The 26,077-nt window shown below is 58.0% G+C and carries 17 protein-coding genes and 2 tRNA genes; 12 read left to right on the top strand and 7 right to left on the bottom strand.

Going from position 1 to position 26,077, the window contains the following annotated elements:
• The first annotated feature begins 85 nt into the window (after positions 1-85).
• From DKK75_RS00230 to nhaA, 3 genes are all read left to right on the top strand, one after another.
• Positions 86-1,459, top strand: a complete 1,374-nt coding sequence (locus tag DKK75_RS00230; RefSeq protein ID WP_258333089.1) for a hemolysin family protein — start codon at positions 86-88, stop codon at positions 1,457-1,459.
• A 219-nt stretch (positions 1,460-1,678) separates the two neighbouring features.
• Positions 1,679-2,158: a Dps family protein gene (locus DKK75_RS00225; protein WP_110451473.1), complete on the top strand. Its 480-nt coding sequence runs from the start codon at positions 1,679-1,681 to the stop codon at positions 2,156-2,158.
• 412 nt (positions 2,159-2,570) lie between these two features.
• Positions 2,571-3,944: a Na+/H+ antiporter NhaA gene (gene nhaA, locus DKK75_RS00220; RefSeq protein WP_181414372.1), complete on the top strand. Its 1,374-nt coding sequence runs from the start codon at positions 2,571-2,573 to the stop codon at positions 3,942-3,944.
• A 74-nt stretch (positions 3,945-4,018) separates the two neighbouring features.
• Here nhaA and DKK75_RS00215 read toward each other — a convergent pair whose 3' ends face one another.
• Both DKK75_RS00215 and DKK75_RS00210 read right to left on the bottom strand, forming a co-directional pair.
• Entirely contained in the window at positions 4,019-4,786 is a 768-nt protein-coding gene (locus DKK75_RS00215; protein WP_110451471.1) for an SDR family oxidoreductase, read from the bottom strand.
• 456 nt (positions 4,787-5,242) lie between these two features.
• Complete coding sequence (locus DKK75_RS00210) at positions 5,243-5,851, bottom strand: M48 family metallopeptidase (RefSeq protein ID WP_181414371.1); 609 nt, start codon at positions 5,849-5,851, stop codon at positions 5,243-5,245.
• A gap of 104 nt (positions 5,852-5,955) precedes the next feature.
• Here DKK75_RS00210 and DKK75_RS00205 point away from each other — a divergent pair.
• Positions 5,956-6,029, top strand: a tRNA-Ile gene (locus tag DKK75_RS00205).
• Positions 6,030-6,066: 37 nt separating this feature from the next.
• Positions 6,067-6,139: transfer RNA gene (locus DKK75_RS00200), tRNA-Ala, on the top strand.
• 1,541 nt (positions 6,140-7,680) lie between these two features.
• Here the strand turns inward: DKK75_RS00200 and DKK75_RS08020 are convergent.
• The 5 genes from DKK75_RS08020 to DKK75_RS00180 all read right to left on the bottom strand — a co-directional run bounded on the left by DKK75_RS08020 (position 7,681) and on the right by DKK75_RS00180 (position 14,859).
• The gene (locus DKK75_RS08020; RefSeq protein ID WP_146208589.1) at positions 7,681-8,451 is read right to left on the bottom strand and encodes an SLOG domain-containing protein; all 771 of its coding nucleotides are present in this window, start codon (positions 8,449-8,451) and stop codon (positions 7,681-7,683) included.
• Positions 8,445-9,590: a toll/interleukin-1 receptor domain-containing protein gene (locus DKK75_RS00195; protein ID WP_110451469.1), complete on the bottom strand. Its 1,146-nt coding sequence runs from the start codon at positions 9,588-9,590 to the stop codon at positions 8,445-8,447. Before DKK75_RS00195 ends, DKK75_RS08020 begins: the two co-directional genes overlap by 7 nt.
• A 51-nt stretch (positions 9,591-9,641) precedes the next feature.
• On the bottom strand, positions 9,642-10,238 hold the full coding sequence (locus DKK75_RS00190) for a TIR domain-containing protein (protein WP_219997296.1): 597 nt from the start codon (positions 10,236-10,238) through the stop codon (positions 9,642-9,644).
• 759 nt (positions 10,239-10,997) lie between these two features.
• On the bottom strand, positions 10,998-12,761 hold the full coding sequence (locus DKK75_RS00185) for an amino acid ABC transporter ATP-binding/permease protein (protein ID WP_181414370.1): 1,764 nt from the start codon (positions 12,759-12,761) through the stop codon (positions 10,998-11,000).
• Complete coding sequence (locus DKK75_RS00180; protein WP_110451467.1) at positions 12,745-14,859, bottom strand: ATP-binding cassette domain-containing protein; 2,115 nt, start codon at positions 14,857-14,859, stop codon at positions 12,745-12,747. The genes DKK75_RS00185 and DKK75_RS00180 overlap by 17 nt, the downstream gene beginning before the upstream one ends.
• A gap of 219 nt (positions 14,860-15,078) precedes the next feature.
• Between DKK75_RS00180 and DKK75_RS00175 the strand changes: the two genes are divergently transcribed.
• From DKK75_RS00175 to DKK75_RS00145, 7 genes are all read left to right on the top strand, one after another.
• The gene (locus DKK75_RS00175) at positions 15,079-15,687 is read left to right on the top strand and encodes an MptD family putative ECF transporter S component (protein WP_110451466.1); all 609 of its coding nucleotides are present in this window, start codon (positions 15,079-15,081) and stop codon (positions 15,685-15,687) included.
• Positions 15,684-16,382: an energy-coupling factor transporter transmembrane component T gene (locus DKK75_RS00170; protein ID WP_110451465.1), complete on the top strand. Its 699-nt coding sequence runs from the start codon at positions 15,684-15,686 to the stop codon at positions 16,380-16,382. Before DKK75_RS00175 ends, DKK75_RS00170 begins: the two co-directional genes overlap by 4 nt.
• Complete coding sequence (locus DKK75_RS00165; protein WP_181414369.1) at positions 16,360-17,811, top strand: ABC transporter ATP-binding protein; 1,452 nt, start codon at positions 16,360-16,362, stop codon at positions 17,809-17,811. Before DKK75_RS00170 ends, DKK75_RS00165 begins: the two co-directional genes overlap by 23 nt.
• A gap of 163 nt (positions 17,812-17,974) precedes the next feature.
• Positions 17,975-18,676, top strand: coding sequence for an ABC transporter ATP-binding protein (locus tag DKK75_RS00160; protein ID WP_110451762.1), 702 nt, complete (start codon positions 17,975-17,977; stop codon positions 18,674-18,676).
• A 2-nt stretch (positions 18,677-18,678) separates the two neighbouring features.
• A complete protein-coding gene (locus DKK75_RS00155; protein ID WP_110451463.1) occupies positions 18,679-22,137 on the top strand; it encodes an ABC transporter permease in 3,459 nt (1,152 codons plus the stop codon).
• 95 nt (positions 22,138-22,232) lie between these two features.
• On the top strand, positions 22,233-25,058 hold the full coding sequence (locus DKK75_RS00150; RefSeq protein ID WP_110451462.1) for an ABC transporter ATP-binding protein/permease: 2,826 nt from the start codon (positions 22,233-22,235) through the stop codon (positions 25,056-25,058).
• An 82-nt stretch (positions 25,059-25,140) separates the two neighbouring features.
• A complete protein-coding gene (locus tag DKK75_RS00145; protein WP_110451461.1) occupies positions 25,141-26,013 on the top strand; it encodes a formate/nitrite transporter family protein in 873 nt (290 codons plus the stop codon).
• Positions 26,014-26,077 lie beyond the last annotated feature (64 nt).

The raw sequence follows: 26,077 nt of genomic DNA, 5'->3' as shown, positions 1-26,077 counted from the left end.
GGAAGCGCTGTATGGGGAAGACGGCAGTTCACCGCTTAGGTGTGACATAGGGCACATGGGGCGTCCATACCCTAGCATTGGAGGCATGGCATTATGGCTGAACATCCTGCTCATTTTCTTCTTCCTTGTGCTTGGCTCCGTCTTCTCAGGGACTGAACTGGCGCTGGTCTCCCTGCGAGGCTCGCAGCTGGAACAGATGGAGCAGCAGGACGCGCGCGGCGCCCGGGTGGCTCGCATCGCCCGCGACCCAAACACCTTTCTTTCCACCGTGCAGATCGGCGTGACGCTGACGGGCTTCCTGTCGGCCTCCTTCGGCGCGTCATCCATCGCCCCCTACGTGGTGCCCGTCCTGACAGGGTGGGGCGTGCACGAGGGTCTGGCCAGCACCCTGACCACGGTGGTCCTAACCCTGATCATCTCCTACTGCTCCATCGTCATCTCCGAGCTGGTGCCCAAGCGGATCGCCATGCAGCGCACCGAGGCCATCGCCAGGGCCGTCGTTCCAGCCATCGATGTCTTCACCACCCTGTGCAGGCCGCTGATCTGGCTGATCGGCAAGAACACCAACCTCATCGTGCGCATCCTGGGCTTCGATCCCCAGCAGACCGACACCGAGGTCAGTGACGACGAGCTACGGATGCTGGTCTCCTCCAACACCAACCTGAGCAAGGACGAGCGGATGATCCTGGGCGATGTCTTTGACGCCTCGGAGACCAGCGTGGCCGAGGTCATGCGTCCGCGGGCCGATGTGGTATTCATCGCCGGGGACATGCCCCTGCAGGAGGCGGTCGAATTCGTGCACGATGAGCCTTACTCGCGCTACCCGGTGACCGGACGCGACTTTGACGACGTGCTGGGCTTCGTCCACGTGCGCGACCTGATGGACGTGCGCAATCCCCATGCCAAGACCGTAGCCGACGTGACCAGGCCCGGCATCGCCCTGCCCGGCACCTCCAAGCTCCTGCCCAGCCTGGAGAAGCTGCGCAAGAAGGGGATCCACCTAGCCGTCGTCATCGATGAGTACGGGGGCACTGACGGCATCGTCACCCTGGAGGACATGACCGAGGAGCTGGTGGGCGACATCCGCGACGAGTACGACCTGCCCGAGGAGCAGAACCCTGCCCATCCCCAGGCAACTGCTTTCGTCAACGGCGTGGCCACGGTCGACGGCGGCATGACCATCGAGGACTTTGCGGACCTGACCGGGATCGAGCTGGAGGATGGCCCCTACGAGACCTTGGCAGGCTACTTCCTGGCCCAAACCGGTCGGATGGGGCAGGTAGGCGACGTGGTCCACTCCGACGACGGGTATGACATGGTGGTGACCAAGGTGGACGGACGGCGCATCGAGACCATCGAGGTCAGACGGCGGCGGGAAGCCGAGGACCAAGACAATGATAGTGACAACGAAGCCGGCCAATCCGAAGAGGGTCGAGGCGATGCTGTGACCAAAGCCTAGCTATCTCCTCTAGCCTGTGCTCGGCTTACAGTCAGCCGGCGGCCGCCGCTCATGCCAGTCAAGGAAAAATGACTGTCAGCGTAGCGAATGGTCAGTGAACGATATCACTGGATGATTCGCGCAAAATCCAAGCGTTTCCTTGCCTTTTCCTCTAGTCTGGAGATACAGGGCCGGGCTTGACCCGGTCATAGGCATGATTTCATAATCTAAGGAGCGATTATGGCATTGAACTTCACCGTACCGGGACTCGACGAAGCGACCAGCGAAAAGGTCATCGCCATCCTGCAGAGCCGTCTGAGCCAGGAACAGGAGACTGCCCTGATTCTCAAGCACGCCCACTGGAACATGAAGGGCAAGGAATTCATCGGCATCCACGAGATGATGGACCCCGAAGTCGATTCGGTGCTGAACATGGCCGACGAGACCGCAGAGCGCATCGCCACTCTGGGCGGCTCCCCCGCCGGACGTCCCGACGACATCATGAAGAACCGCGACTGGGATGGCATCACCATGACCGGCCGCCAGGATGCTTTGGACTACCTGAAGGCCCTGGACACCTACTACACCACCTTCATCAAGCGCGATCGCGAGGCCATCAAGGAGCTGGACGACCTGGACGTCATCAGCTCCAACATCGTGCAGGATCACGTGCAGGAGCTGGAGCACTTCCAGTGGTTCATGCGCAGCCATCTGTTCTGAGTTACTGAGTCACTCGATTACTGAGTTCTGAGAGCTCATCGTCGCCCTGACAGGCGGTATGCCAGCGGCCTTGCATCGTAAAGGTGCGGGGCCGCTGGCATAACTCTTTGAACGAGATAGAATTGACCTTTGGGAGACGGCCGGGCGCCGCCTCATGCCGGGAAGACTGGTCGGCCATGGAAGACCGAACCCTACCCGCCCGACCAGGAGCATTATGTCGCCCACGCCCACATTCCCAGTCAATAGACGTCGTCAGGATTGTGACGATTCGAATTCGCAACAGAATCCCAAACCTTTGGATTCCAAACCATCAAATAACCAGCCATCAAATCCCCGACATGGGCTGGACGGATCTAACAGGGATCAGCATAACCGACTTCATTCCTTGAACTTCTTCGCCGTCCTGTCATCTTTGGCAGAAAACGATCGGATCACCGGCCTATTCATGATGGTATGCGCCTTAGCCGGGCTGATCCTTGCCAATCTGCCAGAAACCGGACCGGGGCTGAACGCTCTGGCCGCTTGGGTTCCTCTGGACCTGCCGGGCGGGCTCAACCTGCCCCTGAAGGATTGGATACAGGACGGGCTGCTGACCATATTCTTCCTGACCATGGGCCTTGACCTGCGCCAGGAGGCTGCCACGGGCACTCTGCGCGACCACAGGCAGGTCCTGCTGCCCATGCTGGCCGCTCTGGGCGGTGTGGCCGTTCCAATTCTGATCTACTGCCTGCTCAACCAAGGCTCCCCTACCGGGTTGCGTGGCTGGGCCGTCCCAACGGCCACCGATGTAGCCTTCTCTCTGGCAGCTCTACAACTGCTCCTGCCCAAGGCCGGGCCCGCCCTGCAGGCCTTTTTAATGACTCTGGCCATCTTCGACGACCTGATCGGCGTCCTGCTGATAGCTCTGGGCTACTCCAGCTCGGGACAACCGGGCTGGCTGCCAGTCTGCCTAGTCGGCCTTATGGTCTGGACATTGCTGGTCCGAGCGGCGAACCGTTCCGCCCAGATTTGGCGACCCTTGATGCCGATCTGCCTGCTGGGCGCTCTTTCGGGCGGTCTACTGGCCTGGTACGGCCTCTTCAAGGCTGGAATCCACCCTGTGCTGGCAGGAGTAGCGATGGGACTATTGACCCCTGTCACCAAGCCGAACGATGCAGGAACGGACGCAACAGAAGCGGAAGCAGCAGAGTCTTCGGCCAATACTGCGCCAAACAGAACTGCGCCAGCCGAGCACAGACCGACCTGGGCAGAACCAGCCGGGACAGAGTCGACCAGAACCAACCCCGCTGATGCCAAACCAGCTGGGACTGAGACAACTGAGACTGAGACGGATTACGGTCGGAAATCATCGCCTGCCGAAAAGCTGGATCACCTGCTGACCCCTTTGAGCGCCTTGGTGATCCTGCCCCTTTTCGCCTTCTTCTCGCTGTCCATCTCCCTGGATCAGCTAGGACTCGGACTGCTGACCGACAGGGTCTTTCTGGGCGCCACGCTGGGATTGGCCTTGGGCAAACCCCTAGGGATCCTGACCATGCTGGTCCTGGCAGGTCATCTTGGGTTGCTGCGACCGGCCGGCTCCACGGCCGGGAACATGATAGGTCTCTGCCAGCTTTGTGGAATCGGCTTCACCATGTCTTTCCTGATCGCCAACCTTGCCTTCGCTGGATCCCCTCACCTGGACTCAGCTTTGCTGGGCGTGCTGGCAGGGTCAGTCCTGTCCGTGCTCATCGTGGCCGTCGGGACCATTCCTGGTCGGCTACGGTCAGCCAGGCGCGTCTCGTCCTGACACAAGACTCATCCCCGTCAGAATCAGCCCATGCCAGCCGTGGTTCCCCACAGAATTGCCCCCCTACTCCAGACTCAGCTGCGACGGTAGAGCTTGGTGTAGGAGCCCTCGGCCCGGGGACGGACCACAATCTGGTCGATGTCCACGGTGTCGGGCTGCTCCAGGGCCCAGGTGACACATCCGGCAATATCGTCGGCGGTCAACGGGTCGGGCACCCCGGCGTAGACCGCATCAGCCCGGTCGCTATCCCCGCCGAAGCGCTTCAGGGAGAACTCATCGGTGTGGACCAAGCCAGGGGCGATGTCGACCACGCGCACCGGCTGACCAATCAGCTCCAGCCGCAGAATGCGGGCCATGACTCGTTCCGCCGCCTTGGAGGCGCAGTAACCGCCGCCGCCCTCGTAGGGCTCAATGCCTGCCGTCGAGGAGATGACCAGGACCGTACCCTCCGACTCTTGCAGGGCCGGGAGCAGCTTCTGGACGACCCGCAGGGTGCCGATGACGTTCAGCTCGTACATGCCGCGCCAGTCGTCCAGGCTGGAAGTAGCCACCGGATCCTTTCCGAAGGCTGCACCTGCACAGTTGACCAGAGCCTTGACCGGCCCGCCCTTAAGCACAGCATCGACGGCCGCCTGTGTTGACTCCTCGTCAGTCACATCGCAGACCTCATAGGTGAAGTGCTGACCCAGCTGGTCGGCCAAGGCCTTGAGCTTGTCCTCGCGTCGAGCCAGGCCGACCACCTTCCAGCCCTTGTCCACCAGGGCCTGCGCGCTAGCCTGGCCAATGCCGCTGGAGGCACCGGTCACCACGGCGCGCTTGATTGTCTTCTGAGATTCCGTCATCTTGTCCGCTCCTTCATGATTGATTGCCTCGGATCGACTCCACAAGCGTCTTCCGGTCGCAGGGACGCTACCCAACTGCTGCAGACCGCCCCTATGCCTCAACGCTAGCGCACCAGCATGGGCTGCGGCAGTCTCCCTCCTGTCTTCGAAGACGAATGTGGCGCATTGCACCAGCCCTGAGTAGGATCAGCACGAATCTAAAACAGATTGGCTGAGTCAGAACAGAGCAAAGTCAAATCGGGCTGAATCAGAACGTATAGTCAAGTTGGATCAGGGTAGACAGGACGCATCCAAAGCCAATCCAACTTCACACCAGAAGACCCAGCAGGGGTTCGGGCGCGGAATCATCAGCATGCCGTAGGTTCATAATTTACAAGCTCACAGTGCACAAGTTCAGGACTCACATGGAGTTCTTGGCTCCGGAAGTCATAGCTTCAGATATCTAAGCCTCTGGGGTCACAAAGCCAGATAACGGTTGAGCCGACGACGGCGCTCGGTCCAGTCGGGCATATAGCGATCCATCCGCGCACGGAAGCCAGGGCCGTGACCATGCTCGTAGAGGTGGGTCAGCTCGTGGACCAGCACGTACTCCAGCAGCTCAGGATCCAGCCAAGCCAGGTCAGTGTTGAGCCGGATGCTGGCAGTGGCAGGGGTGCAGGAGCCCCAGCGGGTTTTCATCTTCCGCAGACTGATGCGCTCAGGCCGGCGACCCACCACGGGGACCCACCGATCAAGCAGAGTCGGCAGCCTCTCCCGGAGAATTCTCTTAGCTTCGGCCTCGGACCGCTCTGGCGGCAGCTGACCATCGGCTCCGGGTCGGGCGTAGACATCGCGCGAACGGGCCAGACGTTCTCTAGTGGTTGCGATCCAGCGGCGCTTGCCGTCGATAAAGGCACGGATCTGGTCATCGCAAAGCTTCAAAGGCGCCGTCACCTCAAGATGGCCGTCAGGTGGCTTGACGCGCAGATAGACGTTGGCGATCCGCTTTCTGATGACCAGAACAGTCTCGCCACCGACCTCCAACCGCTCCGACCGGACTGGTTCCGTACGCCGTTTCCGCCTCATGACCCCCATTCTTCCGTCAAGACGCGACGCGACGCCGCCGAGATTGACTTGAGAGGACGCTATGGTAAGCTATCCATTTGTGTGATTCTTCGGTCACATGGCATGGGCCTGTAGCTCAGCTGGTTAGAGCGCATCCCTGATAAGGATGAGGTCGGAGGTTCAAGTCCTCCCAGGCCCACGCATTTCTTGCGCGGTTGAAGTTCTTTCACATTCATGGGGCTATGGCGCAGCTGGTAGCGCATCTGCTTTGCAAGCAGAGGGTCGCCGGTTCGAATCCGGCTAGCTCCACTTTATTGCTTTGGAAACATTGAGTTTTCAGGGCTTTTTGCTTTTCCGGGTTTGGTCGTTCAGACACGATTGGACACGATGGCCGCAGACCTTGCCTGGTTCACAGCGTTCGCCACCTCTCCCAGCCTTTCAGGCCACATGGCACTAAATGTGTTCAGGGTCTCGGTGACGCTTGCGTGGATTGACTGAAAGTGAAGGGGGTCTTCGCATCGGCTCCGCTCGCAATCACTATGTTTGGTGCGTGCACGGCACAAAGCGAATGCTCAATCATGGCTCTCGTGCATGCCCACCGCTCAAATGCCAAAGAGTCAGATTCGTGTATATCAGTTATGACCAAATATCCAAATATATTCCGGCGCTGCACGTATAATCAGTACCCAGACGCCCTAAGCACATCTGCCGCACCGTTAGTATGGGGTGAAAACTGAGATCGCTATAGTTCTGGGATTCCCGTTTTGGGAGCATCCATACCATATGCCGATTCTTGCTTCATCTCATGCCCAATTGATTCTGGCTCTGCCATCGTCCAGAAGATTATCCCAAATTCGTAGTGCAAAGGATCCACCGATCCTGCAACCTGTATAAGTCAGAAAAGGATAAGACAACCCTCAACCTTTGTACCGATTTACACTGTAGTATTTGCTAGTTCCTAGACCTCTGAAACAATAAGAAACACTTGATATTGACCATTGCTGATTATTTTTGGATCTTGGCCTTCCTGCCACATTGTCACTTATCCAATGCTGTTCATTCGCATAGCTAAGCACACCAACGTTGACGGCTTTTCAATATGATGAATTGATCGAGAGAACAGAGGCATGGGAGTTCCGGCCACTGGGTAGTCCTGTAAGATAGGAGCCTTCCACTAGCTCACTGATTCAATCGGCCAGATCTTGTTGGTCCACTACGCCCAGACTGCTATCGACCCATTTACGATTCGGATAGCAGCCCGATTCGTCTTTGTGACGGCTAAACATACCATAGCGCAGGAAGAGCAAATAGCGCCATAATCATGAAAGCAAACCCAACTAATAACCGGATGCCTGACCTTCTGTAGTGCCGAATGCTCTACCCGAATTCATACTGAAACAGATGGCATAGATAGTGGCTGCAACCGGCTTATAAAGAATAAACGCTATTAACCATCCAGCGGATTGACGCAAAGATAAAAGAGATCCGGTTAACTTGGCAGAACTATCACCCACAAGAGTCAGCGCTAATACTTGAGCGCCGCCAGCGACATCAGCTAATGCCTGCTGCAGAGACATTCGACGACAAGTCGAATCGTATGCGTCTGTCCGGCAACGTATAATTGTAAGTTGACCGGCCGGGGAAGTGTGCTCAGCCTCACACCAGCTCTTATTCAGGTGAACGATTGAACTCTCACCTGAACCACCATGAGCGCCCACGATCCATAGGACAACCTTAAGGAAACTATAAGTTCTCTTTTAACCCATACGCTTATCCTGCAAAAGGCATCAATCTGCGCCATTGGGAGACTAGCCCGCTTTAGGCACTCTAGGTGCTTTAAACACATTAGACTACTTAGACGGTTCAGCAGATTTAGACACTTTAGACGCTATATCATTAACAATATATCGCGCCAACGTAGAGTAAACATCGCTTTTGGCTAGTTCTGGTTGTAGCTTCTCTGGTGACTTACCAACTAGTTTTCTTGCCTCTCCTCCAGGTCGGCTGAAAGCATATACTGGCGCGGCCCGGTATAACTTATGAAACAAGTTGTATTCATCGGATATGCCTTTCATCCCGCCAATAAAAACCGCTGCAACCGGCTTTGATTCTGTCAGCATCTGACAACGCATTTTTTTTAGACTTCTGGGCGCGAATTTCGGGTCCGGCGGCTCATCACCAATTCGATCTGTCCAGTTAATCTCGCCTATTCCTTTATCCTGGTATCTCTTTGTCTCGACAGGCAAAACGTCTTCGAAAGCTCTCGATTGATAAACAATAATTCGCTGATCGCGCTCTTCTGGCTGCTCCGTAGCAGTGTCACTCTCTTCTGGCTGCTCCGTAGCAGTGTCACTCTCTCCTAATTGCTCCGTAGCAATTTTATACTTTCCTAAGTGCTCCGTAGCAACATAAAGAAGTAAAGGTGCAATCGTTGGATGTGCTGCAGTAACTAATTTGCCGCCATTTTGGAGAACAGCACGCGCTACCGCAACCACAGCATCAGTTATCCCGAGACGGTCAAAGCTTCCCTTCCATCGTTCCGGATCTGGAATGCTGGCGGAAATAAAAATAGTCGAATCTGATAACCGATTGTTCAAATCGTTAGTAACTGTATTCACCATTTGCCTCCAATCGTGTCCTCTGAAAAGAAATCAAGTCTCTTACCGCGAATAACCCATTTAAGGTGGCCTCTTCTCGACTTACTTAAATGCCTTGCGGCATGAACAAGCTGGGCTGATGCCTTTTTATTAATGTGGTTTCGGATTTTATCTAGATGCTGTAAATCTTCACAAGTCGGCAACCGCGGCGTCACACAAACAATTGAGCGCTTTTTATTTGCACCAGTGATGTCCAGCGCCCAATCCTTTAGAGGCACACAGCTAGCCCCCGTATCTCTGGCAGATTCTTGAATTCCTATTAAAAGGTTTTTTCGTCTTCTTACAATCGCGTATGCGTGAGCTTCTTCTATCTTATCAATGATTTTCACGATTGCAGATGGAGTGAAGATATCATATCCATGTCCGTCCTTTACAATGTCACCCCGTTTTAAGATCAGCCGAGGAAGACCGGCGCTACCAGGAACCTGCTTAGGCTTTCCGGGCCATTGAATGATTAGTATCCCCATTACATGGGAGAGCGCATAATCAACTTCGTCATAGACCCATTTCGAATTGTGCGCATCAGGTGTTTCAAGCAATAGCAAAAACGCAAAATCTTCAAGCACGTCTGCTATTTTTTCCTGAACCGCTTCTCCTGGTTGTACCGAAAACCGATCAATGAAAGGTTTGAACGTATGATGAGTCAGTTCATCATGTAATTGTTCCGCCGCAGCAAGACCGTCAGCCCGCCTATGGCTGATAAATACCCGTCTATCGCGCTCCTCAATACCGAGCTGCCCCAGCACTATGCGCGCAAGTTGCTTCGCTGAATCTTTACTCGACCATTTAAAACCATTGAATTTAGATGCCTCATGAGGAATTTGAGCTCCAAATTTTTTGGATTTATTGACGACGGGTATAACTACTAATCCTTGATTCACAGCACTTTGGAGTTGTGACTTTATCAGCGCATCGTTTTTTGTATTCTTCCCGCCGAAGAGCAATACGAGAGACGGTGTTGCACCGGTTGCGGGATTTTCCCCCAAACGAACCTCTACTGATTCATTAATACCAAGTTCTATAAGCTCATTATTAATTGTATTTTGAAGCTTCTTGCGCCTTTTTTGACATCCTATCACCTGCACTTTATATATGCTTGCCATAGCAGAACTCCCATAATTTATACATTATTTATATAAATAAGCACTCCAAGATCATGAACAGCTAAGATTTTCTTCTTGCAACGCCCGGCTATTATTAACAAAACAAGCTTTCGCTACTCGATTATTGAATGCGGTTTCAATATCAGATCGTAGAGCCAATAGGGATAGAGGGTACATACAGCAATGTGCATATGAATTTTCCGGGTTTTCCGCACTCCAGTTGTCTGCGATTCGCATGGGAAGATGTGCCCAGTTCTGTACAGACGGAAGGGGGTAGACGAGCAGTCCGTTTCTTTTATTGTTAGTGTCATTCCTCAATGAGGAAGATATTTCCCAGTCAACAAATTTCCGCGTCCATGTACACCGACCCAAAAGAACGATGGTCACAGTTGAGTCTGTGAGATACTTTTCACGAATCCGACGTTTAATGTAGTCTTCATCAGCACTATTAACGAAATCATCATCAACCGTCACGCCGACTGAACGGGCTATAAATTCAGACCCAAACACCTCAATGAATTGTTCGACTTCAGGCATATCATCAACATGATATGAAATAAAACATTTGTGGCGCTTGGGGTCATTCTTCCTGGACGCTGCCCGATCTGCAACCTGCTGCAATCGTAGCATCTCAGCAGTAGTCGACATTTCTCTCCTTTGTTAAATGCCTCTAAGGTAGAACTCTAACAACACCCGTATCCGCACTATTACATGTTTTAATTTAAAACTTACATAAGTTTAGCCGTAAAACAACGAAACTTACTAACGCACTTTCCCCTTCAAACTTATTAGAATTGAGCTCATCGTATCATTCTGTAAGTATATTCTTTGTTTCGATGTCTTATCAAAAAGTGACGGGGAAATAGCTTAATCCTACCTCGTAACTACTCTTTTACTTTTGTAAGTTTTTGACTGTGTCCATGATGTAGTCTCTGCTCAACAAGGCAATCCATACCATCTTAGCTTGTGAGACGAAACACAAGTCGAATGCTGTATCCATAGATCCCACACTCGCTAATCCGTCAAAAGGAATCTGCGCTTCCCCAATAATTTTAGATGATTGCAGACCATGAACTATGCTTGTCCTAATATTATCAATCTTCAATATATCCGATCTAACTCTGCATTCTGCATTGTTGTCAACGCTTAGACGAAAGGCCGATGGAGGTTTGGCTCTGATTAAATTATCATATAGCGGTACTCACGGCGAGAACACGCAAATGTTGTAAAATATCTTTCTCAGAACTTACATGAAGCGCACTTTCCTTTTACTGGGCTAGTATATAGCAATTACAGCTAGAACCTTGTTTGGGAATGGACCGATCCTGGTCCGAATTGCGTAAGTAGTATCATAGCGACAATCACAAGTTTGGATCGGTATTATGCGCCTCATCACTACGCTAGAGTTCACGCAGAGATAAGCTTGCCATCATCTAAGGTCAGTAGACGATCAACCCTGGCTAGGACCGAGGGACGATGGGAGACAATCAGGCAGGTACGGTCGCCCTTCCGCTCGATCAGGCTGGTCAGAACCCGGCCCTCCAAGAGAGCATCCATGTTGCTTGTAGGCTCGTCCAAGAACATTAGAGGCGCCGAACTCAAAAAGGCGCGGGCCAAGGCCACCCTTTGCCGTTGCCCTTCGGACAGATCCGAGCCGTTGTCGGCTAGCAGGTGATCCAAGCCGTCGGGCAGCTGGTCGATCAGATCATCCAAGCAGGCATCATAGGCCGCCTGCTCAATATCCTCTCGGCTAGCATCCGGCCGGGCCAGGGCGATGTTGTCCGCCAGCGTGAGGCTAAATATATAAGTATCCTGGCTCACCAGTGTCTGCTGGACACGCAAGTCGGCGGTGCGAATGGTTTCGATAGGCAGGCTGGAGACGGTCAGATCCCCGCCGCTGCGCTCTTGGAACCGCATCAGCAAGTCGATCAAAGTGGACTTGCCGACTCCATTGGCCCCCTGGACGCCGATCAACTCACCATGTTTGATGGAAAGATCCAGATTGTCCAAAATCGCAATTCGACCGCCATATTCACTCGGGTCAGCCTTGCCTGGATCGTTCTTACCTGTGTCAGTCTTGCCAGCGTAGGAGAAGGAAACCGCCCTGGCTTCCTCTCCGGCGAACTCCGTCAGGGGATTCCCATGATCGGATTCCACCTCGCGCACAGGAGGCTCCTTATCCAAAAGCAAGAAAACCCGCCGGGCGGCAGCTAAGGTGGGCTGCAGGCCAGCGCCTAGCCGGGCCACAGGTATCAGAGGAGCAAAGGAAGAGAGGAAGCCGACTAGCCCGATCATTCCTCGAGCCGGATCCACCAACCCTTTAGAGCCAAGCCAGCAGGTCATCAGCGTGAAGGTTCCAGCGCAGATCAGAGTGACCACGATGGTGACCATATCGTTGGCGATGGTCCGCTCAGTAGTGCGCCTCCGAGCATCCAGCATCTGGCCCGTAGCGGCTTCCACCCGGCGACGGGTATTCCCCAGAGCCCCCAACCCCGCCAGCTCGGTGCGGCCCTGTAGGGTCTCCAGAAGCAGAGAGTGCAAATTGGCCTGGGCCGTTCGCTCTTTCACGGCTACCTTGAAAGTAGGTCTAGCACTCAGCATGGGGATGAGCAGACCGACGATGAGGTAGGAGACCAGGGCGGCCAGGCCAATCCAGGGCGAGAGCCAGGTGAGCAGAGCCAGGTTGGCCAAGGAAGTCAATAAGGCGATGGCGATGGGTGAAAGCGTATGGGCGTAGAAAATCTCTAGCAGCTCGATGTCGTTGGTGATCACCGTCACCATGTCTCCGCGCGCCTGGTCGCGCAGGCCGGCCGGAGCCAGGGAGCGCATCTTGTCGAAGACCGTCGTGCGGATATCGCGAAGCATGCTGAAGGCCATTTCGTGGTTGTAGTACTGCTCCCCGTAGGCCATGACCCCCCGGCTAAGAGCGGTCAGAACCGCCACGAGTGCCCAGATCACCCACTGGCCATTGAGTGGTGGCCAGTCCATGACTAGGCCGATCAGGGCCGCAGCAGCAGTCATCATGCTCCAAACTGCAAAGAGATGACCCAGGCTGCCGCAAAGGATGGCCTTGCCCTCCGTACCGGTCAGAGGCTTCATCAGCCGGGCCATGCGGCGCATCATCGTCAGGTTGCTCGTCGTCTGCTGCATGTCGTCACTCCCCGTCCTCATACTGGGCCTGCTCCTTCCACTGAGCGGCAAATCCGCCCCTGGCATTCATCAGTTCACGGAAGCCGCCGCACTCCACCAGACGACCCTCCTGCAAGAAGAGGATGGAATCGGCATTGCGGACCCCAGCCAGGCGGTGGGTGATAGTCAGAACCAGGGACTCCTTGCCCAGCGCGTCCATCAGGGCTGCCAATGTAGCGTCATGCTCGCGGTCCACGGCGCTGGTGGCCTCATCGAAGATATAGACGGGAGAACGCCGCAGGAGCCCGCGGGCAATGCACAGGCGCTGACGCTGCCCTCCGGAAAGGTTGCCCCCCTCAGGGTCGATGTGAGCGTCCAGCCCGCCCTTGCTCTGGACAAGACCGGTCAGGCCGACCTGGTCCAGCGCATCCAGCAGCTCCGAATCCAAATAGCCAAGTCCGGCTGGGTCGAGGTTCGACCTGATGGTCCCGGTGAAGAGGTGGTCGGTTCCCCGAACCACGGTCTGGAGGCCGACCAGGTCCTCGCGTGACAGATCGCTGACATGGCGCCCGCCAATGGTCAGCTCTCCGGCATACCCCTGAAGGCGCCCGGACAGCAGGCCCGCCAGGGTGCTCTTGCCGGAGCCCGAAGCGCCAACCAGCCCCACACGCCCCTTGGCTGGCAGGTCGAAGTTCAGGTCAGTCAGGGCCTGGAAGCCGTCAGGATAGGTGTAGGTCAAATCGCGAGCGCGGATGCCCGACGAATCGTCGTCAGACATATCTGCCTGCGCCGAGCCTGATTGCACAGAACCAGTATTCTGCATCCTGGCATCGGTTGAACCCGATGCAGGAATATCGGCAGAACCCGGTGCAAGAATTTGGACATCACCCAAAGCAGGTTTCGAGACAGATCCCTGTGCAGGCATTTGGACAGTATCCGATGCAGGTTTCAGAGCAGGCTTCGAGGCGGATTCCGTGCCAGACTCCCGAACTGCTTCCTCAGATGTTTCAAGACCCGCTTCCTTAGCCGCTTTCTCAGATGCCCCCAAAATCGTTTCAGAAGCCGCTTCCTCAGATGCATCCAGAATCGGTGCTGGAGTCGTTTCCAGAGCCACTTTCTTGCACGACTCAGGGGTCGTCCCTGGAGCCGTCGACTTCTCGTCGCCCCTCTGCCGTTCTTGGAGAATATCGTCGATGGCCTTGCCCTGCTTGATGGCGACCATGCCGGAATGCATCATGTAGACCAGCTGCCGCTCAGGAGCGAAGAGCCGGACCCCGGTCAAAGCAACAACCAGGCAGGACAGCACTCGAGCGGGTCCGCCCTGCCCGATCAGGACGGTGGTTGCAACCGCCAGAATGAGGCTGGTGTAGATGACTACGTCGGCCTTGATCAGCGAGCGCAGCTGGCCGCCAAGAACCCCCATGGTTATCCGGCGGAACCCCTCGGACTCCTCGGCCAGATCGTCGGCCTGCCGCTGGTCTGCCCCGAAGATCTTCAAGGTGTTGAGCCCCCTCAGGGCGTGCTCGAAATGGACGCCGACCTTGTCGTACTTGCGTAGTTGACCCAGCTGTACCTTGATGTTTTCGCCCATAGTGGGCTTGGAAGCCAGGGGCAGGGCCACCATGCCAATCACGACGATCACAGCAGCCAGCGGGCTGACAGGCAGGAGGACGGCCAGGGTCACGACCAGCATCAGGCCGGTCTGGACCAGGGCCGGAAGGTAGGCCGTGAAGTAAGAGACGACCGATTTGACCCCCTCGGTCGAAAGCCTGGCGAAGGTCTGCGCTGGAACGCCCAGGTCGTCCTCCTGCCTGTTGGGGTCGAACACGGATAGATACAGGGCCTGGGAGAGCGCCTTGCCCATCCCCTCGGCCAGCCGGGCGCTGACGAACCTGGCGACCGCCTGGGTCAGAAGCCGAACCAGGATGAGCCCGCCTATCAAGACCGCCAGGGGTCCGGGCCGACCCGGCACCCAGGCAAGGGCATGAGGAACAGGCAGACCAAGGGAACGGCCCACGGCCGCAATGGCCACCGGCAGGAGGAGAATCTCCGCCAGCGCGCCGATCGTCTGCAGGAAGGCCAGCAGAAGGCTGGCGCCCATCCTGGCTCCCGGTAGATGAAGTAGTCGCTTGCTGATCATGCCTGTCCTTCGTGCCGCCTTTCTGATACGCACCTCTCAGTGGACCCTAACAAAGTCCCTGCGCGCCAGGCAATACCTTTATTGTGAAGCCCTGGCAAGAGACATAAAAAACTATCATTTACTTTCCCGCGCAGTCCTCCTAGAATTGACGGCGCAACCTGACATCGGCGGATATGGCCTAGAGCCGAGCGACCGCCACCCAGACGGGAGCGATCCTTTATGAAAGCACTGAAGACAAAAGACCTGGTCAACGTCGGCATTTTCACGGCCCTCTATTTCGTCAGCATGGCGATAGGCAACTTCATCGCCGTCTTCCTGGCGGGCCTGGTCATGCCCGGCCTGTCCTCCCTCTTCATCCCCGCTGTGGTCGGGCTGGTCTCCGGCCCGGTCTACATGCTGATGATCCGCCGCGTGCCCAGGTTCGGGGCCATCACCATTGTCGGCGTCATCATGGGCCTCTTCCTGCTGGTCTTCGGCCACTTCGCCCTCTCTTTCATCCCCTACGCCTTCTGCGGCCTGCTGGCTGATCTGGTTCAGTCCTCGCTCGGGGAGAGCCGTCCCAACCTGGCCCGTTACCTGAGCTACGTCATCCTCACCTTCGGCTGCACCGGCCCCGTGCTTCCCCTCTGGTTCATGAAGGATGCCTACGTGGCCAGCCTGGTCCGTCGAGGCAAGAGCCAGGAGTACATCGACGGGGTCTTCGCACCCATCACCGGAGCCACCTTCCTGGTCTGCATTCTGGCCACCCTGGTCGGCGCCCTGCTCGGGGCATGGATAGGCGCCCGGATCGTTGACCGGCATTTCAACCGGATACCCGCCAAGCAATGAGGCCCATCTCCATCTACACCAGATTCCTGCTGGTCATCTTCGCCAATGCTCTGATCTTCGTCACCCTGCCCACACCCTTGGTTCTGGCCATCAACATCTACTTCTGCAGCTTCCAGGTCATCGTGGGCAGAGTCAGGAAGGGCCAGGCCTGGCTTATGGTCTGTCTGGTCTTCGCCCTGGGCGCCTCCCTGGCCATGGTCTTTCCCGAGAATCTGCCGGGGCATTACCTGCTCTTCCTCTTCGTCGGCGTGGGCAGGATTCTCCCCTTGATGCTGGTCGCGGCCTTCATGATGGGCACCACCAAGGTCTCGGAGCTGGTCTACCTGTTGCGCAGGATCCATGCCCCCCAGTGGCTGGTCATCCCCGTAAGCGTGCTCTTCCGCTTCTTCCCGACCGTCAGGCATGACTATGCCCAGATCAGACGGGCCATGAAGTTCAGGGGGATCGCGGTCACCACCGGCGATATGGTTCGGCATCCGATGCGAACCATGGAGTACATCTACGTCCCCCTGCTCAACAACGCCACCAATGTGGCCTCCGACCTGACCTCGGCCGCCCTGACTAGGGGGATCGGCGACCCCGGTCCCAAGACCTCCATCGAAAGAATCGCCTTTACCGGGCTGGATGCGCTCATGTGCGCCCTGGGTCTGGTCCTTATGGGATGTGGAGCCTATGTTGCAATGCACCAGGCTTAGCTTCACCTACGAGGATGCCAGCAGACCATCCCTCAAGGAGGTCTCCTGCCGGATAGGCCAAGGACGGCTGACCGTAGTCACCGGGCCGAGCGGCTGTGGCAAAACCACCCTGTCCAGGGTCATCAACGGCCTGATTCCCGAACTTTACGAGGGCAAGCTGGAGGGAGAGTGCCTGATCGGGGATGAACCCACCACGGCCCGGCCCATCTACCGGCTTTCAGAGCAGGTGGGATCGGTCTTCCAGAACCCCAAGACACAGTTCTTCACCACCGACGTCCGCAGCGAGCTGGCCTTTCCCTTGGAGAACACCGGGGTCCAGCCGGAGGCCATCCGGGAGCGCATAGACCAGGTGGCCGACCTCTTCGGCATCGCCCCGCTTATGGAACGGGACATCTTCTCCCTGTCCGGGGGCGAGAAGCAGATGATCGCCATCGCCTCCTCCTGCATGATGGACCCGCAGATCCTGGTCCTGGACGAGCCCTCCGGCAACCTGGACGTCGAGGCAGTGGCCAGCCTGGCGCAGATTCTGCGCCGCCTGAAGGACCAGGGCTTGACCATGGTCCTGATCGAGCACCGCCTCTACTACCTGGACGGCCTGGCCGACGACTTCCTGGTCATGAAAGACGGCAGGCTGGCGGAGCACCTGACCCCGGCCGCCATGAGGGGGCTGGATGGTCCGAGCCGTCAGGCCATGGGGCTGCGGGCGCTGAACCTGGATGCAACCGAGAATGCGAGCGCCCCTGCCAAGGTCATCACCGAGAAGGCCTCCGACCTACTCCGGGTCAGGAATCTTAGCTATGCCTACCACCACGACCGGGCTCCTGCCTTGGATGTGGACGACCTGACCCTTTCCAGCGAGGACATCACCGGCATCATTGGCCGCAACGGAGCCGGTAAGAGCACCTTTGCATCGGTCCTGACCGGACTGCTCAAGCCTGGCGACAGGTCGGAAATCAGCCTGAATGGGACGAAGCAGACAGCCAGGGAGCGCGTCGAAGACTCCTACATGGTCTTTCAGGATGTCAACTACCAGCTCTTCAGCGAGACCGTCGAAGGCGAAATGCTCCTTGGAGCCAGGCGGACCGATCTCTTCAATGAGGTGGCGCGAAAGCTGGACTTGGAGCGGCTCCTGGGCCGGCACCCCAACACCCTCTCCGGCGGAGAAAAGCAGCGGGTGTCCATCGCAGCCGCCATACTCTCGGACAAGCGTCTGGTCGTTCTGGATGAGCCCACCAGCGGCCTGGACCTGCTCCACATGAACCAGGTGACCGGGATGATCCGCTACATGCGCTCCCTGGGGGTCATGGTGATCGTCATCTCGCACGACCAGGAGTTCCTGGCCCAGACCTGCCAGCGGTTCATCACCTTCCGTCAGGGCAGACCGGTCAGAGACAGCCGCAGACTGGGCAACCTCCTGCAAGCCCTCTGAGCCTCCGAGCCTTTGCCAGGTCGGTAAACATGACGCCTCCCGGCAGGCGGTTCTCCTATGCTCCGGACCCCGCAAACGTATACAGTAGTGGGGAACAGAGCATCAGGGGGCGTCCCTCGCGTCGGACGGCCCCGCCGCGCGGCCAGGGTTACGAGAGGGCATGATGGGCTATATCGACGTCATCGGAGAGACGAAGCGGTATGCGACCGGCGAGACGACCATCGTGGCCAACAATGCCGTCACCTTCTCCATCGAGAAAGGCGAGCTGGTGGTCATCCTCGGCGCCTCAGGGGCGGGCAAGTCGACCGTGCTGAACATTCTGGGCGGCATGGACACCTGCAACGAGGGCCAGGTGATCGTGGACGGGAAGGACATCGCCGGCTATGACGCCCGGCAGCTGATCACCTACCGCCGCTATGACGTGGGCTTCGTCTTCCAGTTCTACAACCTGGTGGCCAACCTGACCGCCCGGGAGAATGTGGAACTGGCCTCGGAGATCGTGGACAACGCCGCCGACCCGGTCCAGACCCTGATCGACGTGGGCCTGGGCGATCGGATCGACAACTTCCCCGCCCAACTTTCCGGCGGCGAGCAGCAGCGCGTGGCCATCGCCCGGGCCGTGGCCAAGAACCCAAAGATCCTGCTCTGCGACGAACCCACTGGCGCCCTGGACTACAGGACCGGCAAGCAGGTGCTGCGCATCCTCCAGGACCAGTGCCGCAAGAAGGGCGCCACCGTGGTCATCGTCACCCACAACGCGGCCATCGCTCCCATCGCCGACAGGGTCATCCGCATGCACGATGCCCGGGTCCAGGCCGTGCAGACCAATGACAGCCCTGAAGACATCGAAAACGTGGAGTGGTGAGGATGCAGCCCGTCAGGAAGGTGCTCTGGCACGACATCCGGGTCTCCCTGCGCAAGTCTCTGGGACGGTTCATCTCCATCGTCTGCCTGGTGGCGCTAGGCTCCTTCGCCCTGGTCGGACTGAGCGTGACCGGGCCGGACATGCGGCAGGCCGGCAACGCCTACCTGTCCAGCCACCATCTGGCCGACCTGATGGTCATCAGCAGCTACGGGCTGGACCAGGAGGATCGGGATGCGATCGATACCGCCCCTGGCAATTCGGGAATCGAATACGGGTATCTGAAGGATGTGGTGCTCAAGGGGACCGACGAGAGCCTGCGCATCTACTCCGCCCCCGGCCGGATCTCCACCTATGAGCTGGTCGAAGGATCCATGCCGGCCAGGCCTGACCAGATAGCGGTCGACACCGCCCTGGCCGAAAGCCACCCTATCGGCAGCAGCATCCAGGTAGACGAAAAGGCCGACCAGCTGGGCAGGAAGGTCCTGAGACACCACAGGCTTCGCGTGGTGGGCACAGTCAGGTCAACCGAGATCCTGAGCAAGGTCAACATGGGCCCCTCCACTGCTGGATCCGGGTCCCTGGACTCCTATGCTGTGACCACGCCCGGGGCCTTCGATTCGGACGAGTACATGATCGCCCGCCTGACCTTCAAGGACCTGGACCGGATCAGGGACCACTATTCCGACCAGTACATCCAGGCCCTGCAGACCCACAAGGACGATCTGAACAGGATTTTGTCGGTACGCCCCACCGCGAGACTGAACGCCATCAAGGCCCCTCTCAAGAAGAAGCTGGACCAGGGGCAAGACCAGGTGGATCAGTCCAGAGAGGAGCTCGAAGGGAACCGGCAGCAGCTGGACCAGGCCAAAAAGGATCTGGACCAGGGTGCCCAGAGCATCCAGTCCGCCAAGAACCAGCTAGCCGCCAAAACAGAGCAGGCCCAGGCGGCCATCGACCGAGGGCAGCAGGAAATGGACCTAAGCTCGGCTGAACTGGACCGAGAGCAGAAGCAATACCAGTCCTCCGCCAGTCAATTGACCCAGGGCAGACAGCAAGCCGATCAGGGACAGCAGGCCATCGACCAGGGACAGGCCAAGCTCGATAGTTCCCGTCAGCAGCTGGAGGGCGGCAAGGCCCAGGCTGACCAAGCCGTAGCCCAGGCCCAGGAAGCGCAGAAGCAATGCAGACAGGGCATTGCACAGGTCACCGGCCTCATTCAGACCATTGACGCTCAGCTGGCCACGCCCGGGCTGACCTCCCAGCAGCAGGACGAGCTCAACCGCAAAAAGGCCGAGCTTCAGGCCCAGCTGGCCGAGCTCAACCAGCAGGCACCGCAGATTGATGCCCTGGCAGCCAAGGCCAAGACAGGCCGCGATGCCTTTATGACCAACCAGTACGCCCCCGGCATGGCACAGGTTGCGGCCAACCAGCAGACCCTGGATACAAAGCGCCAGGAACTGAACCAGGCAAGAGCCAAGGTGGATGAGGGCGAGCGCCAACTGGCCCAGGGCAAGGCACAACTTGATCAGGGCTCAGCCCAGTTGGCCCAGGGCAAGGCCAAACTGAACCAAGCCCGGCAACAGCTGGCTAGCAGCCGCACCTTGGCCCAGGAGCAGATCGACCAAGCCCAGGCCACTCTGGACCAGAAAACCGCGGAATACCAGACCAAACTGGACAAGTTCAACAGGGAGAGCCCTGACGCCCAGAAGAAGATCGACGACTCCCAGAAAAAGCTGAATAAGGCGGCCGATCAGCTGAGCCGACTGGAAAAGCCGGTCTACGCCCTGGACTCACGCCGTGAAGCGCCCGGCTCAGAGGGCTACAAGGTCTACGCTTCCGTCTCCTTCATTGTGGACTCGCTGGCCAGGATCTTCCCCTACTTCATGTACCTGGTGGCTGCCCTGGTCACCTTCACGACCATGACGCGCTTCGTGGACGAGGAGCGGATCAACGCCGGAACGCTCAAGGCCCTGGGCTACAGAGATCGGGATGTCATGGCCAAGTTCCTGGTTTACGGTGGCGCGGCCTCGGCCCTGGGCGCTCTTCTAGGCATCATCGCGGGCCACACCCTCCTGCCCTGGATCGTCTACCAGGCCTATGCCCATGCCTTCGATATGCCACCCATCCGCTACGGCTTCCACCTGCCTATCACCCTTCTGGCCTGCCTGCTGGCCTTCCTGAGCGCCGTAGTTCCGGCTTTCCTGAGCGCCTGGCGAGAGCTGCGCGAGAAGCCGTCGGCCCTCCTCCTGCCCAAGCCGCCCAGCGCCGGTTCGAAGATCTTCCTGGAGCGCATCCCCCTGATCTGGAACGGACTCAACTTCACCCACAAGGTCACCGCCCGGAACATCTTCCGCTACAAGCAGCGGATGCTGATGACCATTTTCGGGGTCTGCGGGTCAGTGGCCCTCCTGATGGCCGGATTCGGCGTGCAGGGGTCCATCTCGGCCATCAACGAGCACCAGTTCGGCCAGGTGATCCGCTATGACCTGATCGCTGCCGAGAACAGCCAGGCCACCACCGACCAGCGCCAATCCATCAAAAAACAGCTGGAAAAGCCCGATGTGAGCCGCTCTCTGAACGTGCGCTACGAGGAGATGAACAAGACAGCCGGGCACAACGCCGACAAGCAGTCCATCACCATGATCGCGCCGGCCAGCGCGGACCACCTGGACGGCTTCATCCGCATGGACACCCGGTCTGGGCACAAGCCCCTGAGCCTCAAGGGCGACGGTGTAATCCTCTCCGAGCGGATCGCTCAGCTGACGGGGACCAAGGTTGGCGACAGGATCACCCTGCAGGATTCAGGCGGCAGGGACAGGACCATGCGGGTGGACGGCATCTGCGAGATGTACCTGGGGCACTTCGCCTTCATGAGCCCATCGACCTATAGGACCGTCTTCCATAAGGACTTCTCGCCCAACGCCCATCTGGTCACCTTCAAGGACTCCAGCGCCGAGAACACCAGAAGGCAGGCTGCCTCCTTCATGCGCATCGACGGAATCCAGGGGGTGGTGCAGAACACGACCCTGATGAGCCAGATCGACACCGTGGTCAGGTCCCTGAACATGATCATGCAGGTACTGATCATCGTGGCGACCCTGCTGGCCCTGGTCATCCTCTACAACCTGACCAATCTGAACGTGGAGGAGCGGATTCGCGAGCTGAGCACCATCAAGGTGCTGGGCTTCTACGATCGCGAGGTGACCATGTACATCTACCGGGAGACCATCCTCCTGTCGGCCATCGGCGTCCTGGCCGGGTACGGATTCGGGGCCTGGCTGCACCACTACATCATCACCACCGTTCCGCCGGACAACGTCCTCTTTGACCCCTCCATCAGCTGGGTGGCTTTCGTCGTGCCCTTGGTCATGATTACCGTCATCACGGCCGGCCTAGGCTGGATGGTCAACAATAAGCTCAAGCATGTGGACATGCTGGAGGCTCTCAAGTCGGTGGACTAGGCCATATCGGCATTTACCCATGCTGATGGCGTAAGCTGGCACTTCAAGGGTCCATGAGCCCATGCCATTGAGAATCCAGAAAGCGGAGGACGACGGTGCTGCAGATCGAACACATCTCCAAACAATACAAAACAGGGGACTTCGTCCAGCAAGCTTTGAACGATGTCAGCGTCAACCTGCGCGACAACGAGTTCGTTGCCATCCTGGGCCCCTCCGGCTCCGGCAAGACCACCCTGCTCAACATCATCGGCGGGCTGGATCGCTACGACCAGGGCGACCTGATCATCAACGGCACCTCCACAAAGAAATACAAGGACCGGGACTGGGACTCCTACCGCAACCACACTGTGGGATTCGTCTTCCAGAGCTATAACCTGATCCCCCACCAGAGCATCCTATCCAACGTGGAGCTGGCCCTGACCATCTCGGGCGTGCACCGGCAGGAGCGGCGGAAGCGGGCCAGGCAGGCCCTGGAGCAGGTGGGACTGGGCCAACACGTGAACAAGCGGCCCAATCAGCTCTCGGGCGGGCAGATGCAGCGGGTGGCCATCGCCAGAGCCCTGGTCAACAACCCTCGCATTCTCTTGGCCGACGAGCCCACCGGAGCCCTGGACTCCGAGACCTCTGTCCAGATCATGGACCTGCTCAAAGAGGTGGCCCAAGACAGGCTGGTGGTCATGGTCACCCACAACCCCGAGCTGGCCCACCAGTACGCCACCAGAATTGTAGAGCTGCACGACGGCTCCGTGATCAGCGACTCCGACCCCCTGCCCGAAGACCAGGTGCCCATCCGCGATGCCCGGCACCGCACCTTCGGCAAAGCCTCCATGGGATTGCTGACCTCCCTGTCACTGAGCTTCAACAATCTTCGGACCAAAAAAGCGCGGACTGCCCTGACCTCCTTCGCCGGATCCATCGGCATCATCGGCATTGCCCTGATCCTGTCAGTGTCCACCGGGGTCAACCGCTACATCGACAAGGTGCAGCGGGAGACCATGACCTCCTACCCGATCACCATTCAGGAGCAGTCCTTCGATCTGAACAAGATAGTGGACTCTGCCCAGGAATCCCAGAAGGAGGCCAAGGCTCACAAGGATCTCAAGGCCATCCAGCCGGACGACTCCAGCATCAAGGGGGCCTCCAGCCTGACCAGCAGCATCACCCAGAACAATCTGACAGACTTCAAAAAATACCTGGACAATCCCAAGAGCGAGATTCATCAATACGTGGGATCCGTGGGCATCCAGTACTCCTATGCCACCAAGTTCTCGGTGTTCGAGCACGACCCGGATGGCAAGCTGGTCTCTGCGGACAATGTGACCATGAGCGGGCAGGACAATGCCAGCTCCACCGCCAGCCAAATGGCCACGGCCAACACCGACAGCGACATGGGCGACATCCAATCCATGCAGATGTCCTACCTGACCGGCAAGACCGAGAAGAACAAGGCCCCGGAGATCTTCGGCGAGATCATGCCAGGGGCCGATGCCAAGACCACCATCAGCAAGGTGGTGACCGACAACTATCAGGTGGTGAATGGCACCTGGCCCAAGGCCAAGGATCAGGTGGTCCTGGTGCTGGACAAGAACAACCAGATGCCCGTCACCAGCCTCTACAAGCTGGGCATCCTCCCCTCCAGCCAGTACACCGACATGATGAACAAACTCAACAGCGGTCAGAAGGTCAAGGTCGACACCAAGCCCATCGAATACGCCAAGGCCATGGACCAGAAGCTCTCCCTGGTGCCCGCCGCGAGCCAATATGCCAAGGGGACCGACGGCCACTACCACTACATCGGCGACAGCACCGACCAGATGACCAAGGCCGCCGACCAGGGCCTGCAGCTGCACATCGTCGGCATCGTCCGCCCCAACCAGGGGGCCAAGGCCACGCCCCTCAAGGTAGGCGTCGGGTATACCCGCCAGCTGACCGACTACCTGATCGACCAAGCCAAGACCAGCCCCATCGTCACCGACCAGGAAGCCGATCAGGGCCACAGCGTCCTCAACGGGATGGCCTTCGCGCCTGCCGACGATGCCGCAAAGGCCAATGATGCCAAGGCCTACATCGCATCCCTGGGCGTCAGCCAGAAAGCCAGCATGGCCCAGGAGATCATGAAAGGTTCAGCAGCTATGGCCGGGCAGGAAGCCCAGGGCCGGGCAGGAGCCGCTGCAAGAGCCCAAGGTTCTGCAGGCATCCCCACAGGAGCATCAGCTGAGCAACAGACTGCCCAGGCCTTCGACCAGTACATCGCCACCGCCCCACAGGACGCCCTGGTCGCCATATACAACCAATACGTCTCTACAGGCACCTACGCCGACAACCTGAGCGACTTCGGCCTGATCTCCCGGGATGCCCCCTCCCGCATCAGCATCTACACGGACAGCTTCGAGAACAAGAATTCCGTAGGCGACTCCATCAAGCACTACAACGACAAGGCAGCAGAAAAGAATAGGATCGTCTATACCGACTACGTCGGCCTGATGATGAATTCGGTCACCACCATCATCAACGTCATCACCTACGTGCTGATAGCCTTCGTCGGAGTATCGCTGGTGGTCTCCTCCATCATGATCGGCATCATCACCTATATATCGGTTCTGGAGCGGACCAAGGAGATCGGCATCCTGCGCGCCATGGGCGCCTCCAAGCGCAACGTCTCCAATGTCTTCAACGCCGAAACCGGCCTCATCGGGCTTCTGGCGGGCCTGCTGGGGGTGGGCATCACCCTGCTGCTGATCATTCCGGCCAACAGCATCATGCACCACTTCATGGGTACCACCGAGGTGAATGCGGCCCTGCCTGCCTCAGGAGGGATTGCTTTGGTTATTCTGAGCGTGATCCTGACCCTGATCGGCGGCCTGATCCCCTCACGTAAGGCGGCCAAGCAGGATCCCGCCACCGCTCTGCGCACCGAGTGAAGCTGAGCGACACTGGCAAAAGTAGTGAATTCCCGCACAGTAGGCCCCTAAGGGCGGCCCCTCTTTACTCGGGAATGCCATAATGAACCCCGTGAATGAGCAACCCAATCAGATAACAGATCAAAAGAACAGACAGCCCCTCTTCCCCGGACGGGCCTTCATCAGCACCGTCCTGGATGTGGTCGAGAGCAAGAAGACCATGAGCGGCGCCCTGACCGGCAAGTACATGCAGCGAGCCACCATGGCCGGCCTCTTTGTGGGTATCTTCTTCACGGCCTTCTTCGTCATCATGGGCCAGGCCGGCCAGAATCCCGCCGACCACGGCCTGATCCTGGCAGGCCGGGTCCTGGCAGCAACCACATTCGGCTGGGCCTTGGTCCTGATCTACTACACCAACTCCGAACTGTTGACCTCCAACATGATGGTGGTCACTATAGGCGCCTATCATAAGCGCCTGGGCTGGCTGGCATCTCTGCGAATCCTGGTTCTTTGCCTTCTGGGCAACCTGGCCGGAGCTCTGATTGTGGCCGTCATCCTGCGCTTCTCATCCATCGTCAGCGGTCCGACCCTGGACCAGATGCTGGCGGCCGCGGCGACCAAGACCGGCTACGTCTCCGGCGGCCCTATGGGCTTCGCCGACCTGTTCGTGCGGGGCATCCTGTGCAACTTCTGCATCAACATCGCCATGCTTATGGTCTATAACGGCAAGCTTTCCAACGACTTCACCAAGTGCATCATCATGGTCGTGGCCGTCTTCGTCTTCGCCTTCTGCGGGTTCGAGCATTCGATAGCGGATTCGGCCCTCTTCCTCATCCTGGGCGTCTTCGGGCGGGTCAACGCCTGGAAGGCAATCCTGGTTGTTCTGGTGGCCATGCTGGGCAATTATATAGGCGGCGGCATTCTGATCGGCCTGAATTTCGCCACTATGAACGACGAGCGTCACTTCAAGGCCTGAGAGCCTCCCGTCGGCCACCATCCACCAGCCGACCGTGATCTCAGACGCTCTTACGAGCCTGAGC

The sequence above is a fragment of the Bifidobacterium asteroides genome, assembly GCF_003202695.1.
Lineage (GTDB): Bacteria > Actinomycetota > Actinomycetes > Actinomycetales > Bifidobacteriaceae > Bombiscardovia > Bombiscardovia asteroides_G.
Note: the sequence above shows the minus strand (reverse complement) of the source record. Positions and strands in the feature narration are given on the sequence as shown.

What these genes read in the sequence shown, in the direction of transcription:
- DKK75_RS08020 (WP_146208589.1), bottom strand. Translation starts at nt 8,451, where the DNA reads ATGGTGAATACAGTTACTAACGATTTGAACAATCGGTTATCAGATTCG.
- DKK75_RS00190 (WP_219997296.1), bottom strand. Translation starts at nt 10,238, where the DNA reads ATGTCGACTACTGCTGAGATGCTACGATTGCAGCAGGTTGCAGATCGG.
- DKK75_RS00195 (WP_110451469.1), bottom strand. Translation starts at nt 9,590, where the DNA reads ATGGCAAGCATATATAAAGTGCAGGTGATAGGATGTCAAAAAAGGCGC.
- DKK75_RS00175 (WP_110451466.1), top strand. Translation starts at nt 15,079, where the DNA reads ATGAAAGCACTGAAGACAAAAGACCTGGTCAACGTCGGCATTTTCACG.
- DKK75_RS00215 (WP_110451471.1), bottom strand. Translation starts at nt 4,786, where the DNA reads ATGACGGAATCTCAGAAGACAATCAAGCGCGCCGTGGTGACCGGTGCC.
- DKK75_RS00170 (WP_110451465.1), top strand. Translation starts at nt 15,684, where the DNA reads ATGAGGCCCATCTCCATCTACACCAGATTCCTGCTGGTCATCTTCGCC.
- DKK75_RS00185 (WP_181414370.1), bottom strand. Translation starts at nt 12,761, where the DNA reads ATGAGGACGGGGAGTGACGACATGCAGCAGACGACGAGCAACCTGACG.
- DKK75_RS00155 (WP_110451463.1), top strand. Translation starts at nt 18,679, where the DNA reads ATGCAGCCCGTCAGGAAGGTGCTCTGGCACGACATCCGGGTCTCCCTG.
- DKK75_RS00210 (WP_181414371.1), bottom strand. Translation starts at nt 5,851, where the DNA reads ATGAGGCGGAAACGGCGTACGGAACCAGTCCGGTCGGAGCGGTTGGAG.
- DKK75_RS00145 (WP_110451461.1), top strand. Translation starts at nt 25,141, where the DNA reads ATGAACCCCGTGAATGAGCAACCCAATCAGATAACAGATCAAAAGAAC.
- DKK75_RS00180 (WP_110451467.1), bottom strand. Translation starts at nt 14,859, where the DNA reads ATGATCAGCAAGCGACTACTTCATCTACCGGGAGCCAGGATGGGCGCC.
- DKK75_RS00165 (WP_181414369.1), top strand. Translation starts at nt 16,360, where the DNA reads ATGTTGCAATGCACCAGGCTTAGCTTCACCTACGAGGATGCCAGCAGA.
- DKK75_RS00160 (WP_110451762.1), top strand. Translation starts at nt 17,975, where the DNA reads ATGGGCTATATCGACGTCATCGGAGAGACGAAGCGGTATGCGACCGGC.
- DKK75_RS00230 (WP_258333089.1), top strand. Translation starts at nt 86, where the DNA reads ATGGCATTATGGCTGAACATCCTGCTCATTTTCTTCTTCCTTGTGCTT.
- DKK75_RS00225 (WP_110451473.1), top strand. Translation starts at nt 1,679, where the DNA reads ATGGCATTGAACTTCACCGTACCGGGACTCGACGAAGCGACCAGCGAA.